The following is a 14,182-nucleotide window of genomic DNA, read 5'->3' on the forward strand; positions in this document are numbered from 1 at the left end:
CGATGCGTTTGCGCGAGGCGGGCGCCGGCGCGCGGACACCGGTCGCGAACGGACCGGCGCAGGCCGGTCCCGGGCTCGTCATGTGAACGGTGGTGCAGAGCGCGGGTGACTGTCATGCTGGAGAGCGACAAGACGTTTTCCGGTTCGCTTCCGGAGACCTACGACCGATACATGGTACCGCTGATTTTCGAGCCGTTCGCCGCGGATATGGCGCGGCGGGCAGTATCCCTGTCGCCCGGCGCCGTTCTGGAGATCGCCGCGGGAACCGGGGTCGTTACCCGTGCCTTGGCGCCAAGACTGTCGCGCGAGGCAAGCTATGTCGCAACAGACCTCAACCAGCCGATGCTCGACTTTGCCGCCGCACGGCAACCCCCTGGCGACCGGGTCGAATGGTATCAGGCGGACGCCCTGGCACTGCCGTTCGGCGATGCGAGCTTCGACCTCGTGTGCTGTCAGTTCGGTGCGATGTTCTTTCCCGACCGGTTGCTGGCCTATCGCGAGGCGAGACGGGTCCTGACACCCGGCGGGCATCTTTTGTTCAACGTGTGGGACCGCATCGAGGAGAATGTCTTTGCCGACGAGGTGACGAACGCGCTCGCAAGAATCTTCCCGGGCGACCCGCCACGCTTCCTGGCCCGCACGCCGCACGGCTACCACGATACGGCATTGATCCGCGGCGAACTCGAGGCCGCAGGCTTCTCCCGCGTCGTGATCGAGACCAGAACCGAAAGAAGCCGCGCCGCCTCGGCGCGTATCCCCGCCATCGCCTATTGCCAGGGAACACCTCTCCGAGCCGAAATCGAGGCCAGAGACGCGGCACGGCTGGAAGCGGCCACCGATTATGCCGCCTCCGCAATTGCGGATCGACACGGCGGCGGCGAGGTGGTGGCCAAGATTCAGGCCCACGTGGTCCTGGCCACGGCCGCATAGCCAGTGGAGCGTCCGGCCCGACCCCGGCCCGGCGCCTGCTCTCGACGACAGCCTGCGTCGGCCGCAAGCGCATGCCCGCAAGCCGCGACTTCAGCCCCGCCCCCGCCTACACCGTTCACTGTTGCTCGGGAAGGTTTGCCGCCGGCGCCGGCTCGGGATGGAAGTGGTCGCTGCGCCGCGAGATGCGGCGATAGAACTCTGGCAAGGCCCCGGGCAGCCCGGCCGCCGACTGCCGGGCCGCACGGGCAAGGTCGCGGGCAGCCGTCGTCGAGCGCGCGGCAAGGGCCTCCACCAGCCGCTCGTGGATCAGGCGAAGGTCGGCAAAGGCGGCCGTTTCGGCCAGCTTTTCGTCCCCCGCGACGGCGAAGATGCGCGTGCGCGACCGCCGCCCCTTGAGCGAAAGCGTGCCCGCCTCCAGCAGCGCCATGTCCGGAATCAGCCTCGCGGTGCCCTTGGAAACGAGAATATCGAAACCGACCTCCTTGCAGGCGGCCTCGATGCGAGCGGCGACATTGACGGTGTCGCCCACCGCAGAATAGTTGAAATGCGCCTCCGCGCCCATGTTACCGACGCAGGCCAGACCGGTGTGGATGCCGATGCCGATCGTGACCTGGTGGCCCTTGCCGAAGCCGAATGCATTCTCGGCATTGAGCCGCTTGAGCGTCTGACGCATGGCCAGCGCGGATTGCACCGCCTTCCGGCCGTGGTCGCGGATGTCGACCGGCGCGTTCCAGAAGGCCATGATCGAGTCGCCGATGAATTTGTCGAGCGTGCCTTCGTGGGCGATTACGTCGCGGCTGAGCGCATCGAGCAGGGTGTTCAGGAAGGCAACGACCTTTTTCGGGGGAAGATGCTCGCTGATCTCGGTGAACCGCCGCACGTCGACGAACATCACCGTCAGCTCGCGCTCGTCACCGCCGAGCCGCAGGGCATCGCGCGTGTGCTCGACCCGGTAGAGCAGTTCCGGCGAGAGATATTGGCCGAAGGCGCGCCGCACCTGTCGCCGCTCCCGGTCGACGACCAGGATCCGGTAGCCGGTGGCGGCGAAATGGGCGAGCGTGGCGCTGACGATCGGGGCGAGCGGATCGAACAGCAGCCCGTAGTAGCGAAAGGCCACCCAGGAGGCGACGAGCGCGGCTGCGGTGATGAGCAATCCGAAGGCCAGGGCGACGGCCGGGCTGACGAAGGTCGTCAGCATCACGATCAGGCCGCCGGCGAGCGCGATCGCGAGGATTTCCAGGCCGTTGGTCCAGTCCGGCCGCGACAGGAACCGGCCCGCGAGAATCTGTTCAACCGCCTGCGCATGCAACGACACGCCGGGAACCTGCTGGCCGAGCGCGGTGATGCGGATGTCCTGCAGCCCCGCCGCCGACGTGCCGACGAAGACGATCGCCCCGTCCAGCGCGGCGCGATCCGCCTCCGGCAGCCCTTCCTCGGCCAGTATTGCGCCGGCGGAGAGATATCGCTGTGCCGTGTCGGGGCTGACATAAAGCCAGAGCTCTCCCGTCGCGGTTACTGGAATGACGAACTCGCCGGCCTTGATCAGCGTGATGGTGTCCGGCACCTCGGGGGCGTCCGCCAGAACGTAGGTCGACGCCTCCTGCGCCACCCGCAGCGCCTCGAGCGTGAGGTTCGGATAGAGTTGCTCGCCGTCGCTCAACAGCAGCGGGATCGTGCGCACCACCCCCGACGGCCTGCCGGGGTCGAGACTGATGTGGCCGATGCCGCCGGCGTTGGCCTCGAGCGCCGGCAGTATCGGCGTGGCCGCCACGATCCGGGGCGGCGCGCCGAAGGGCGGCTCGCCGGTATAGGCGAAACCGGCTCTCACCGGAGGCAGGTAGGTTCCGTCGTTGGAGATTCCGAAGCCGAGCACGACCGGCCTGTCCTTGATCGCGCCGGCAAGGATCGCATCGTTGTCGGGCAGTTGCGCCAGAACGTCGGGGGCAACCCCGCCAACCTCGGCAACCACGGCGCGCGGCGACAGCCGGTCGGGCTCGGAAAGAAGGACGTCGAAGGCGATCGCTGCCGCGCCCAGCTCGGCGAGCCGGTCCACGAGCCGCGCAAGCCGGTCGCGCGGCCACGGCCATTGCCCGAATTCCTTCAGCGAGGCCTCGTCGATGTCGACGACGCGCACCGGCATGTCCTCATGGGGACGGGGCGCAAGGCGCTGGTATTCGTCGAACACCGCCTCGCGGGCAAGCCGGTAGACCGGCGGCTCGCCGGCGCGCAGCAGGGTTAGTGCCGCGACGATCGCAAGCCCGACGATGACCCCGATCCCTTGTGCGCGTGTCATGGCGACCGACCGCACCTCCGATTGCCCGAGCGGCACGCTCGTGCCGCACGGCGAGCATACTATGCCTGAGGCACAGTTGCAGCAGACGCCGAACAAACACGCAGCGCGGTACCGGACTGTCGGCCAGGATGGCCTATCGACGGCATCGACTGCGTTACCAGGAGCCGCAGTTGCGCAATTGCCGCTGGTACTGCGCCGCCATGCCGGAGGCTCGGCTCGCCCCGTTCTTCGCGGACCGGCTCCAGTTGCCGCGGGCGTAGCCGGCGTGGCCGTCGTGATAGGCGAGATAGAGGCGGTAGGTGTCCGTCACCGGAATGCCGTGCTTCAGGTGGCTCTGGTGGTGATACCAGCCGACGAAGCGGATCGCGTCGCCGAAGTCGGAGCGGCGCGCGAACCGGCGGCCCGTTGACCGCTTGTAGCTGTCCCAGGTGCCGTCGAGCGCCTGCGAATAGCCATAGGCCGAGGACACCCGTTTCCACGGGATGAAGCCCAGGAGCTTGGTGCGCGGCGGCTTGGCATTATGGCGGAAGCCGGATTCGGTGTAGATCGTCGCCATCAGCACCGGCACCGGCACGCCATATTCGCGCTCGACCCGCGCCGCATCCCGCTGCCAGTTCTCGAACAGGCCGTCGTTCTGCTCGAACACGGCACAGGCATTGTCGGTATGGCGCGGAACGGTACCGCAGGCGGCCAGCATCATCGTGAGGACGACGACAAAAACGCAACGCATCGCTCGATCTCTCGGTTTCGAGAGATTGATAAATGGTAAATCTTAAGGTTTGGTTTTTACGCGAACGGCCAGATGCTCGAGGAGCGGCAGCGACTGCCATTCCGCCGCCGCCGCGGAATCGCCCTCTCAGCCGTCCGGCGCAAGGCACTGACAGGCAATCGATATTCTGGCTCGAACCGCACCCGGCCCTAGTCCCGCAGCCGATCGGCGCGGAACATTTCCTTCAGCTTCGCCACCGCTTCTGCGCTCCACGCCTCCTCCAGACCGAGCAGGGCGATCCAGGCGTCGATGTAGTGTTCTCCGGCATAGACATGGCCGTAGCCCATCGGCGTCGTCGTCGCCATCGCCATGTCGAGTCCGAGCTGCAGGAAGGTGACGAGCGGATACCAGCGCAGGTCGGGCGAAACGTCCGTCCCGCGCGGTCCGACCATCCACGGCGGCGGGCGGCGATAGGCGCCCTCGTCGAAGAAGGTCACCGGATCGCTGGCATATTGCAGGTAGACGATCCGCATCGCCCCCCACGGCGCCGTCGCCTGCGACAAGGCGTTCTGCTGGCTGGTGAAACGCACGTACGAACCGTCACCGAACCGTGGCAGCCAGGCCGGCGTTCCCTCGTTGCGCTCAGCCGTGAACTTGCGCCAGATGCGGCTTTCGAACGGCGGGCCGGCCCAGAGCGCGCCCTGGTAGGGGTCGCCGATCACCTCGAACAGCTCGGCCGACTGCTCCGAACTGAGCGCGCCGAGGCTGAGGCCATAAAGATAGAGCTTCGGCCGGGCGTTCCTCGGCAGCTTGGTCCAGTGACCATAGACGGCGCGGAACAAGGCGCGCGCGGCATCGGTGCCATAGTCCGGCTCGACCAGCAGCGACAGCCAGCTGGAGAGGTAGGAATACTGGATCGCCACGCTCGCGACGTCGCCACGGGTCAGGTATTCGAGCGGATCGACCCCTTCCGGATCGACCCAACCGGTGCCCGTCGGCACGATCACGACCATCGTCTTGCGCGAGAAACCGCCGGCGCGGATCAGTTCCTTCAGCGCGAGGCTGGCGCGCTGCTCGGCAGTTTCGCCGGCGTTGAGCCCGACATAGACCCGGATGGGGTCCTGCGCCGGCTGGCCGGTCAAGGCCGCGATCTCGCCCTGCCGCGGGCCGCCGGCCACAAATTCCCGGCCGCGCCGGCCGAGGTCGGACCACGAGACGGTCGATGCGGCGCTGCCGGTGCGGCGCGGATCGGTCGGCCGCGGTGTGTCCGGTTCCATCAGTTCGTCCAGCGCCTGCAGCGACGAATCGGCGGCGTGGAGCGCCCAGCGGAACAGGACACCCTCGACCGCGGTCCAGAACAGCATGACCGCCAGCAGGCCGCCGACCAGGCCAGCCACGCGGCGAGGCGCGAAACGCCGGAACACCCGGGCGAACAGCCGCCAGGCAAGGGCGAACAGCCGCGCGAGGGCGATCGCCAGGACGAATGTCGACAAGGCGATCAGGCCGACCTTCGTCGGATGGCCGGTCTCGATGGGGGCCAGTTCCATCAATGCTCGGATGGAATTCTGCCACGCGGCGCTCCACCACAGCGCCAGCAGCACGCTCACCACGCAGAGGACTGCCGCGCCGATCTTCAGGCCGCGCCACAACCGTCCGGTGGGCGGCGGCAGCTCCAGGTAGTCCCAAACCAGCCACAGGAAGACGCCGACCCCGTAGCCGACGGCGAAGCAGACGCCGGACAGCACGCCCTGCGTCAGAAAGGTTCGCGGCAGAAGGCTCGGCGTCAACGAGGCCGCGAAGAACAGCGCCCCGAGCAGCAGGCCGGGAACCGAGAGCGATGTCCAGAACTTCAGCACCCAACGCGACATCACTCGAGGTCCCCACGCCAGTCGAGGCTGCTAGCCAGCTTGGCACGCCTTGGCGGAGGAGGCAATGCGTGGTTGCAGCCGCGCGCCCGCGCCAGCACTAGAGCATCTCGATCCGGTCGACCCGCTCCGCGAAGAACGTCCGGTGTTCCCTTATCATGGCGACCGCCTCGTGCGGCGCCTCGTACGACCAGATCGCATTGCCCCCGGCGGCAATATGGAAATAGGAGCATTCGCCCTTGTAGGGACACCAGGTCGCGTGTTCGCTGCGCTGCAACTGCATCATGCCGGGATCGGCCCGCGGGATGTACTGGACCGCGGCGTAGTTCGGCTCCAGCAGCGTGAGGGCGCGCCGGCTGTCGGCGACGATCCTGCCCCCGAGCCAGATGATGACGCGACCGGGATTGGCCGTGACAGTGATGGGGTGGTCCGGCCCGGGACCCCTCTCAGCCATGTCTCCGCTCCGCAAGATGAAATGTCGCTTACCGGCCAGGGACGACGGACGAAACCATCGCCGCAACAACAGCCGTCCTGACCGCGCCGATTGCCATTCACGCGTTATTTTGTTGCGAAGACAAGGGGTTTTTCCTACGTACGCTGCGTTGGGAGGCGCATCAGCGATTAAAAAAGACCGAAAGCGCGCTTTCTGGCTGCAGGCCGGCATTGGATACGCTCGCTCTCAGCGCGTCGCAAACGGCTGTTCCGGCCCGAAGGGGTCACCTAAGGAGATGCAACAATGAACCTCAAGAGATTTTCCGGCGCAACCCTGGCAGCTTCGCTGCTCTTTTCCTCGGCCGCCTATGCCGACATCACCATCGGCCTGATCGCGCCGCTGACCGGTCCGGTCGCGGCCTACGGCGATCAGGTCAAGCGCGGCGCCGAGGCCGCCGTCGCCGAAATCAACAAGTCCGGCGGCATCCTGGGCGAGCAGGTCGTCCTGAAGCTGGCCGACGACGCGGGCGACCCCAAGCAGGGCGTATCCGCCGCCAACCAGATCGTCGGCGAGGGCATCCGCTTTGTCGTCGGCCCGGTCACCTCCGGCGTGGCCATCCCCGCATCCGACGTGCTTGCCGAGAACGCCGTGCTGATGGTGACCCCGACCGCCACCGCCCCCGACCTGACCGCCCGCGGCCTGCCGAACGTGTTGCGCACCTGCGGGCGCGACGACCAGCAGGCCAGCGTCGCCGCCGACCACGTGGTGAAGACGATGGGTGACAAGAAGGTCGCCATCGTCCACGACAAGGGTGCCTACGGCAAGGGCCTCGCCGACGCCTTCAAGGCCGGTGTCAACGCCGGCGGCGTGACGGAAGTGCTCTACGAGAGCGTGACCCCCGGCGAAAAGGACCTGAGCGCACTGATCACGCGCCTCAAGGCGGAAGGCGTCGAGGTTGTCTATTTCGGCGGCTACCATCCGGAGGCGGGCCTGCTCGCCCGTCAGATGCAGGACATGTCGCTCGAGGCCACCATCATCGGCGGCGACGGCCTGTCCAACAGCGAACTCTGGGCGATCGGCACCGGTGCTGTAGCCGGCACCACGTTCACCAATGCCATCGACGCCCTCAAGAGCGCCGATTCAGCCAAGGCGGTGGAAGTGCTGAAGGCACAGAACATCCCGCCGGAAGCCTTCACGCTCAATGCCTATGCGGCAGTCGAAGTGCTGAAGGCCGGGATCGAGAAGGCCGGCAGCGCCGAGGACTCGGCCGCCGTCGCGGCAGCCCTGAAGTCCGGCGAGCCGATCCAGACCGCGATCGGCAAGCTCACCTACGGCGAAGCTGGCGACCTGACCTCCCCGAGCTTCTCGCTGTTCAAGTGGGAAGACGGCAACATCGTCGCCGCCGAATAGGCAGTCAAACCTTGGGAACGCGCCGGGAGACATCTCCGGCGCGCTTCCCTGCGGCGGGCCGCCGAAGCGGCCCCTCCTTGCCGGCGTCAGCCGAGCGTGGCGATGAGTTCGCGGAATGCCTTTTCCGGGAACGCCTTCAGCGTCTTCGTTCGCACATTGCCGGCCTGGCCCAGGGCCAGGCAGAAGCGGGCGGCCACCGCATCGTCAGGGGCCTCGCAGACGGCGACCATGTCGTGGTCGCCCATGGTCAGATAGAAGTCCTTGAAGGACCCGTTCATGTCGCTCAGCGCCTTCTTGGCGGCATCGAGCCGCTTCGGCGACTCGCGGACGTTCTTGATGCCTTGTTCAGTCCAGTTGACAAGAATGATGTACATCGTCATCGCACACCTCCCCTTGCGTGCGTCCGAACGACGCCGCAACCATTGCCCTCAGCCCGTCAGCTGACTATACGCCCGCGCGCCTGGGGCAACAAGGAAAGTGCATGCTCGGCCCGCGCCGCGGTCGAGGCCTCAGAGCGCCGGAAAGCCCCGGTTGCGCCACTGGCTCTCTGGAACCTCCGCACCGACATCGAAGGCGAAGGAGACGACGCGGGTCGCATCCGCGTCGACCTCGCAGCGAAAGCTGAGGTCATACCAGCGCGTGTTCGCGCGAAACGCCGCCCGCCGGACGTCGAGCACGGTGCCCTGCGACAGGCGAAAGGACGGCAGCAGTTCCGGTCGGTAGGACGGGGATCCGTGCCTGAGCTGGGCATAGAGTTCGGTGCTGCACAGCCGTTCGATGCGCGTGCCGCGCGGCAGGTCCCCCATCGCCGTTCGTGCGACCGGGTCGTCGGTGGCCGATGCCGAGTAAAGCTTCTCGGCCGCGGTGAGCGGCTCGGCACTGGCCGCGGCTGGCTCCGCCGCATCGGCCGTCCCGGCGTCGGCCACCGCCTCGGCCGGCGAAGCCGGGTCGGCGTTTTCGGCCGGTGCGGGTGGGTCCTCCGCTTCGCCAAGCTCCGGCAGCGCCACGTCCTCCGGCACCGGAGAGGCCGTTTCCGTCTCCGGCGTGGTCTCCGTTTCGCTGGCCGCGGTCTCTACCGGGGTTTCTTCGGCCTCCAATTCGGCCGGCGTGGGCGCCTTCCTGCCGATATCGTCCGGCTCCGGATCGAGCGAACCGGTGTCCGTCTCGCCGAACTCGAGGACCGGCCGCAGAACCGGAATGGGGACATCCTCCGCCGGCGGCGTTGCCGGGTCCTGTTCCGGTGACGCCTCCGCCGCCGGCGTCGGCGGCTCGGCCTGTTCCTGTTCTTCTTCCGCCCGTGGTTCTTCGGGTGGCGCCTCTTCGGGCACCGACGCTTCCGCCGTCTCCTCCGGCGGTGGCACAAGCTCGACGCTGACGCTCTCCTCCGCCGGCGGCGTGTGCTCGAAGGAGGGAATCTGGACGAACAGGACGGCGGCGATCAACGCATGCAGCGCGATCGAGACAACCGCGCCCCAGCTGATGGTCTGCCAACGCCTCTCTCCGAACTGCCGCATCATCACGCAACTGCCATCAGGGCAGGCTCCGCAAACGGAGCCGCATTCAAGTTCAAAACCCGGTCGGGGCTTTGCTGACAGGGTTCAGATATCAGGGCCGGTCCGGTTTGGCGAGTGCGCGCCACGCCGCAGGCAGACGGCAAACGCAAACGGGCCGGGTACAAGGCCCGGCCCGTTTGGCGAAACGTCCGCGGTCGGACCCGGTCAGCTGTCGAGGAACGAGCGCAGTTTGCGCGACCGGCTCGGGTGCTTGAGCTTGCGCAGCGCCTTCGCCTCGATCTGGCGGATGCGCTCGCGGGTGACCGAGAACTGCTGGCCGACCTCTTCCAGCGTGTGGTCGGTGTTCATGCCGATGCCGAAGCGCATGCGCAGCACGCGCTCCTCGCGCGGCGTCAGCGAGGCGAGGACGCGGGTGGTGGTCTCGCGCAGGTTGGCCTGGATCGCGGCGTCGATCGGCAGCAGCGCGTTCTTGTCCTCGATGAAATCGCCGAGGTGCGAATCCTCCTCGTCGCCCACCGGGGTTTCGAGCGAGATCGGCTCCTTGGCGATCTTCAGCACCTTGCGCACCTTCTCCAGCGGCATGGCGAGCTTCTCGGCCAGTTCCTCCGGCGTCGGCTCGCGGCCGATCTCGTGCAGCATCTGGCGCGAGGTGCGGACGATCTTGTTGATCGTCTCGATCATGTGCACCGGGATGCGGATCGTGCGGGCCTGGTCGGCGATCGAGCGGGTGATCGCCTGCCGGATCCACCACGTCGCATAGGTGGAGAACTTGTAGCCGCGGCGGTACTCGAACTTGTCGACCGCCTTCATCAGGCCGATGTTGCCTTCCTGGATCAGGTCGAGGAACTGCAGGCCGCGGTTGGTGTACTTCTTGGCGATCGAGATGACGAGGCGCAGGTTCGCCTCCACCATTTCCTTCTTGGCGATCCGGGCCTCGCGCTCGCCCTTCTGCACCATGTGCACGATGCGGCGGAACTCCGAGATCGAGATGCCGGTCTCGGTCGCGAGATTCTGGATCTCCTGGCGAATGTCGCGGATCGTCGCGTTCTCGTTGCGGGCGAATTCCTTCCAGCCGCGCGCGGCGAGGTTGCCGATCGACTTCATCCAGTTCGGATCGAGTTCGGCGCCGTTGTACTGCTCGAGGAAGGAGTCACGCTTGACGCCGTAGCTCTCGGCCAGCCGCAGCAGCCGGCCCTCGTTCTGCACGAGCCGCTTGTTGATGTCGTAGAGTTGCTCGACCAGGCTGTCGACGCGGTTCTGGTTGAGCGACAGCGACTTCACTGCCGTGATCAGCTCGTCCTTCAGTTCCTTGTAGCGGCGCTCCTGGGCCGGCGACAGCGTTCCGGTAGCGGCAAGGCGCGCCTCCACCTGTTGGTCCTGCAGCTTGCGCAGCTTCTTGTAGGTCTCGGCGATGTTGTCGAGCGTCGCCATCACCTGCGGGCGGAGCTCGGCCTCCATCGCGGCGAGCGACAGGTTCGACTCGTCGTCGTCCTCTTCCTCTTCCTCCGGCGCCGGCACATCGCCGCCGACATTGGTAATGTCGTCGTCGTTGGCCGCCGACGAGCGCGCCTTCTTTGCCTTTTCCTTCTCCTCGGCCGCCTTGCGATCGGCCTCGATCTTCTCCGGGCTCTGGAACTGCGGCGCCGCCTTGGCCTCGGGGCCGGAATAGGTCGTCTCGAGATCGATGATCTCGCGCAGCAGCGTCTGGCCCTCGTTCAGCTCGTCGCGCCAGATGATCAGCGCCTGGAAGGTCAGCGGGCTCTCGCACAGGCCGGCGATCATGGTCTCGCGGCCGGCCTCGATGCGCTTGGCGATGGCGATTTCGCCCTCGCGCGACAGCAGTTCGACCGAGCCCATCTCGCGCAGGTACATGCGCACCGGGTCGTCGGTACGGTCGGTCGGTTCCTTCTTCTTGGCGGTCGCCAGGGCCGTGCCGCCGGACGCGGCCAGTTCGCCGCCCTCGCTCTCGCTGTCGTCGTCGCCGTCGTCGTCACCGCCGCCCTGGGCCTCCTCGGCATCCTCGTCCTCGATGACGTTGATGCCCATGTCGGAGAGCATGGCCATGGTGTCCTCGATCTGCTCGGAGGTGACTTCCTCCGACGGCAGAACCGAGTTGAGTTCGTCCATGGTGACGTAGCCGCGCTTCTTGGCGGCCTTGATCATTTTCTTGACGGCGTCATCGGAAAGGTCCAGAAGCGGGCCGTCCGGTGCACCTTCGCGTTCGGTTTCGGCTTCTTCGTTTTCTTTGACCTTAGTCGCCATTTACTCTTCGCTTTCCTGGGGTACCCAGATTCGTGCTGCTGCAGATTGTGCCGGCGCCAGCCTTGGGCGACGCCCTGCCAATCGTTTCACTTACCTACCGGAATGAAACTTGAGTCCTGATGAACCACGCCTCGGCTTCGAAGGCCGCGGACATGCTGCCTTGGCAACATGATTGACATGTCTTCCCGATCCGCCTTACCCATCTCACCTGTGCCAGCAATGGTGATTCCCAGATTTTTTGGTTCCGTCAAGCTTTTCCGCCAAAAAACCCTGAAAACCCTCTGATTCGGGTCTTCAAAGCCAAGGGCGCCGGTTGCGGGTGTGCACAAGATGTAGGTATGGTGGAGGAAAAGACAAGGGGCCGGCTTCCCGCTGATTCGCGCCCGCCCCTCAGCCGCCCTACCAATCCATCACCACCTTGCCGGAATTGCCGGAGCGCATCGCCTCGAAGCCGTCGCGGAACTCGTCGATGCCGATGCGGTGGGTGATGATCTTGGAGACGTCGAGCCCGCCCTGGACGAAGGCGATCATCTTGTACCAGGTCTCGAACATCTCCCGGCCATAGATGCCCTTCAGCGTCAGCATCTTGAAGATCACCTTGTTCCAGTCGATGCCGAAGCCCTCCGGGGCGATGCCGAGGATGGCGATCTTGCCGCCGTTGTTCATCGTGTCGATCATCGAGCGGAACGCCGGCGGCGCGCCGGACATTTCGAGGCCGACGTCGAAGCCTTCCTTCATGCCGATTTCGGCCATCACGTCCTCGAGCCTTTCCTTCGACGCATCGACGACATGCTCGATGCCGCATTGGCGGGCGAGTTCGAGCCGCAGCGGATTGATGTCGGTGATCACCACCTTGCGGGCGCCGGCGCGCTGGGCGACCATCGCCCCCATGATGCCGATCGGCCCGGCGCCGGTGACGAGCACGTCCTCGCCGACGAGATCGAAAGACAGCGCGGTGTGCACGGCATTGCCGAAGGGGTCGAAGATCGCCGCCACCTCGTCCGGAACGTCGTCGGGAATGGCGACGACATTATGCTCGGGGATGCAGACAAATTCGCCGAACGAGCCCGGCCGGTTGACGCCGACGCCCTTGGTATAGTGGCAGAGATGGCCGCGGCCGGCGCGGCAGTTGCGGCACTTGCCGCAGACGATGTGGCCCTCGCCCGAGACCCGCTCGCCGACGTGGTACTTGGTCACCGCCGAGCCAACCTCGGCGATCTCGCCGACGAACTCGTGGCCGACGACCATCGGCACGGGAATGGTCTTCTGCGCCCACTGGTCCCAGTTCCAGATGTGCACGTCGGTACCGCAGATCGCCGACTTCTTCACCTTGATCAGCACGTCGTTCGGCCCGACCTCGGGGACCGGGACCTTTTCCATCCACAGGCCGGCCTCCGGCTTCGATTTGACCAGTGCACGCATCATGTTGGACATGACGAAATCTCCGCAAGCGACTCACAAGACTCTTTAAATCACGCCCAGTTCACGTCCCACCTCGGCGAAGACGGCGATCGCCTTCCTGACGTCGGCCTCGCTGTGCGCGGCCGACATCTGGGTGCGGATGCGGGCCTGGCCGCGCGGCACGACGGGGAAGGAGAAGCCGATCACATAGACCCCCTTCTCCAGCATCCGCGCCGCCATCTCCTGGGCGAGCGCCGCATCGCCGAGCATGACCGGGATGATCGGGTGCCCCTCCCCGGCCAGCGTGAAGCCGAGCTTCCCCATCTCGCGGCGGAACAGGTCGGAGTTGGCGTAGAGGCGCGCGCGCAATGCGTCGCCGTTGTCGATCAGGTCGAAGACCTTCAGCGAGGCCGCGGCGATGACCGGGGCCAGCGTGTTGGAAAAGAGATAGGGTCGCGAGCGCTGCCGCAGCCAGTCGATCACCTCGGCCCTTGCCGAGGTGTAGCCGCCGGAGGCCCCGCCGAGCGCCTTGCCGAGCGTGCCGGTGATGATATCGACCCGGCCCTCGACGCCGCAATGTTCGGCCGAACCGCGGCCATGCGCGCCGACGAAGCCGACGGCGTGGCTGTCGTCCACCATCACCATCGCGCCGTACTTCTCGGCGAGATCGCACACGCCCTCAAGGTTGGCGATGATGCCGTCCATCGAGAAGACACCGTCGGTGGCGATCAGCTTGAAGCGGCTGCCCTCGGCCTTCTTCAGTTCTTCCTCCAGAGCGGCCATGTCGTTGTTGGCGTAGCGGAAGCGCCTCGCCTTCGACAGCCGCACGCCGTCGATGATGGAGGCATGGTTCAAGGCGTCGGAGATGATCGCGTCTTCCTCCGAAAGCAGGGTCTCGAACAGGCCGCCATTGGCATCAAAGCAGGAGGAATAGAGGATCGTGTCCTCCATGCCGAGGAAGGACGAGATGCGGGCCTCGAGCTGCTTGTGCTCCTCCTGCGTGCCGCAGATGAAGCGGACCGAGGCCATGCCATAGCCGTAGCGGTCGAGCGCCTTCTTGGCGGCTTCGGCCAGTTCCTCGTTGTCGGCCAGGCCGAGGTAGTTGTTGGCGCAGAAGTTCAGCACGCGCGCGCCGGAGGCGACCTCGATCTCGCCGGCCTGCTTGGAGGTGATGACGCGTTCGGACTTGTAGAGGCCGGCGGCCTTCAGGCCTTCGAGTTCGGTGCGCAGGTGGGACAGAAAGGCGGTGGTCATGGATCGGGGCTCCCGGAGATTTTGTGGCTGCCTTCTATCATGCCGATCGTTGACATGCAGCCGGGAAAGAGCGCGGCAGGATCTTCTCCCGAAGATCCCGCCAGTGCCGGC

General features: G+C 66.3%; 11 protein-coding genes. 2 read left to right on the forward strand and 9 right to left on the reverse strand.

Annotated features, from left to right (window positions below; all coding sequences use genetic code 11):
• The first annotated feature begins 114 nt into the window (after positions 1 to 114).
• Complete coding sequence (locus ACXAGF_RS13320) at positions 115 to 930, forward strand: class I SAM-dependent methyltransferase (RefSeq protein ID WP_475017738.1); 816 nt, start codon at positions 115 to 117, stop codon at positions 928 to 930.
• 115 nt (positions 931 to 1,045) lie between these two features.
• Here ACXAGF_RS13320 and ACXAGF_RS13325 read toward each other — a convergent pair whose 3' ends face one another.
• From ACXAGF_RS13325 to ACXAGF_RS13340, 4 genes are all read right to left on the reverse strand, one after another.
• Entirely contained in the window at positions 1,046 to 3,223 is a 2,178-nt protein-coding gene (locus tag ACXAGF_RS13325; RefSeq protein ID WP_475017740.1) for a CHASE2 domain-containing protein, read from the reverse strand.
• A gap of 154 nt (positions 3,224 to 3,377) precedes the next feature.
• Positions 3,378 to 3,953, reverse strand: a complete 576-nt coding sequence (locus ACXAGF_RS13330; RefSeq protein ID WP_475017741.1) for a transglycosylase SLT domain-containing protein — start codon at positions 3,951 to 3,953, stop codon at positions 3,378 to 3,380.
• A 188-nt stretch (positions 3,954 to 4,141) separates the two neighbouring features.
• Complete coding sequence (locus ACXAGF_RS13335) at positions 4,142 to 5,800, reverse strand: alpha/beta hydrolase (RefSeq protein WP_475017742.1); 1,659 nt, start codon at positions 5,798 to 5,800, stop codon at positions 4,142 to 4,144.
• A 97-nt stretch (positions 5,801 to 5,897) separates the two neighbouring features.
• On the reverse strand, positions 5,898 to 6,251 hold the full coding sequence (locus tag ACXAGF_RS13340) for a DUF427 domain-containing protein (RefSeq protein WP_475017744.1): 354 nt from the start codon (positions 6,249 to 6,251) through the stop codon (positions 5,898 to 5,900).
• A 282-nt stretch (positions 6,252 to 6,533) separates the two neighbouring features.
• On the opposite strand from ACXAGF_RS13340, the gene ACXAGF_RS13345 reads away from it, so the two are divergent.
• Entirely contained in the window at positions 6,534 to 7,640 is a 1,107-nt protein-coding gene (locus tag ACXAGF_RS13345; protein WP_475017746.1) for a branched-chain amino acid ABC transporter substrate-binding protein, read from the forward strand.
• Positions 7,641 to 7,726: 86 nt separating this feature from the next.
• Here ACXAGF_RS13345 and ACXAGF_RS13350 read toward each other — a convergent pair whose 3' ends face one another.
• From ACXAGF_RS13350 to ACXAGF_RS13370, 5 genes are all read right to left on the reverse strand, one after another.
• Positions 7,727 to 8,020: a GYD domain-containing protein gene (locus ACXAGF_RS13350; protein WP_475017747.1), complete on the reverse strand. Its 294-nt coding sequence runs from the start codon at positions 8,018 to 8,020 to the stop codon at positions 7,727 to 7,729.
• 129 nt (positions 8,021 to 8,149) lie between these two features.
• The gene (locus ACXAGF_RS13355; RefSeq protein WP_475017749.1) at positions 8,150 to 9,157 is read right to left on the reverse strand and encodes a DUF930 domain-containing protein; all 1,008 of its coding nucleotides are present in this window, start codon (positions 9,155 to 9,157) and stop codon (positions 8,150 to 8,152) included.
• A gap of 201 nt (positions 9,158 to 9,358) precedes the next feature.
• Positions 9,359 to 11,416, reverse strand: coding sequence for an RNA polymerase sigma factor RpoD (gene rpoD, locus ACXAGF_RS13360; protein ID WP_475017750.1), 2,058 nt, complete (start codon positions 11,414 to 11,416; stop codon positions 9,359 to 9,361).
• 399 nt (positions 11,417 to 11,815) lie between these two features.
• Positions 11,816 to 12,850 (reverse strand): L-threonine 3-dehydrogenase, encoded by a 1,035-nt coding sequence (gene tdh, locus ACXAGF_RS13365; RefSeq protein ID WP_475017752.1) that lies wholly within the window; start codon positions 12,848 to 12,850, stop codon positions 11,816 to 11,818.
• 33 nt (positions 12,851 to 12,883) lie between these two features.
• Positions 12,884 to 14,071, reverse strand: a complete 1,188-nt coding sequence (locus ACXAGF_RS13370; RefSeq protein WP_475017753.1) for a glycine C-acetyltransferase — start codon at positions 14,069 to 14,071, stop codon at positions 12,884 to 12,886.
• Positions 14,072 to 14,182: the final 111 nt, after the last annotated feature.

The organism is Mycoplana sp. ABR4_002 (genome assembly GCF_056159645.1).

What these genes read in the sequence shown, in the direction of transcription:
- ACXAGF_RS13320 (WP_475017738.1), top strand. Translation starts at nt 115, where the DNA reads ATGCTGGAGAGCGACAAGACGTTTTCCGGTTCGCTTCCGGAGACCTAC.
- ACXAGF_RS13325 (WP_475017740.1), bottom strand. Translation starts at nt 3,223, where the DNA reads ATGACACGCGCACAAGGGATCGGGGTCATCGTCGGGCTTGCGATCGTC.
- ACXAGF_RS13330 (WP_475017741.1), bottom strand. Translation starts at nt 3,953, where the DNA reads ATGCGTTGCGTTTTTGTCGTCGTCCTCACGATGATGCTGGCCGCCTGC.
- ACXAGF_RS13335 (WP_475017742.1), bottom strand. Translation starts at nt 5,800, where the DNA reads ATGTCGCGTTGGGTGCTGAAGTTCTGGACATCGCTCTCGGTTCCCGGC.
- ACXAGF_RS13340 (WP_475017744.1), bottom strand. Translation starts at nt 6,251, where the DNA reads ATGGCTGAGAGGGGTCCCGGGCCGGACCACCCCATCACTGTCACGGCC.
- ACXAGF_RS13345 (WP_475017746.1), top strand. Translation starts at nt 6,534, where the DNA reads ATGAACCTCAAGAGATTTTCCGGCGCAACCCTGGCAGCTTCGCTGCTC.
- ACXAGF_RS13350 (WP_475017747.1), bottom strand. Translation starts at nt 8,020, where the DNA reads ATGACGATGTACATCATTCTTGTCAACTGGACTGAACAAGGCATCAAG.
- ACXAGF_RS13355 (WP_475017749.1), bottom strand. Translation starts at nt 9,157, where the DNA reads ATGATGCGGCAGTTCGGAGAGAGGCGTTGGCAGACCATCAGCTGGGGC.
- rpoD (WP_475017750.1), bottom strand. Translation starts at nt 11,416, where the DNA reads ATGGCGACTAAGGTCAAAGAAAACGAAGAAGCCGAAACCGAACGCGAA.
- tdh (WP_475017752.1), bottom strand. Translation starts at nt 12,850, where the DNA reads ATGTCCAACATGATGCGTGCACTGGTCAAATCGAAGCCGGAGGCCGGC.
- ACXAGF_RS13370 (WP_475017753.1), bottom strand. Translation starts at nt 14,071, where the DNA reads ATGACCACCGCCTTTCTGTCCCACCTGCGCACCGAACTCGAAGGCCTG.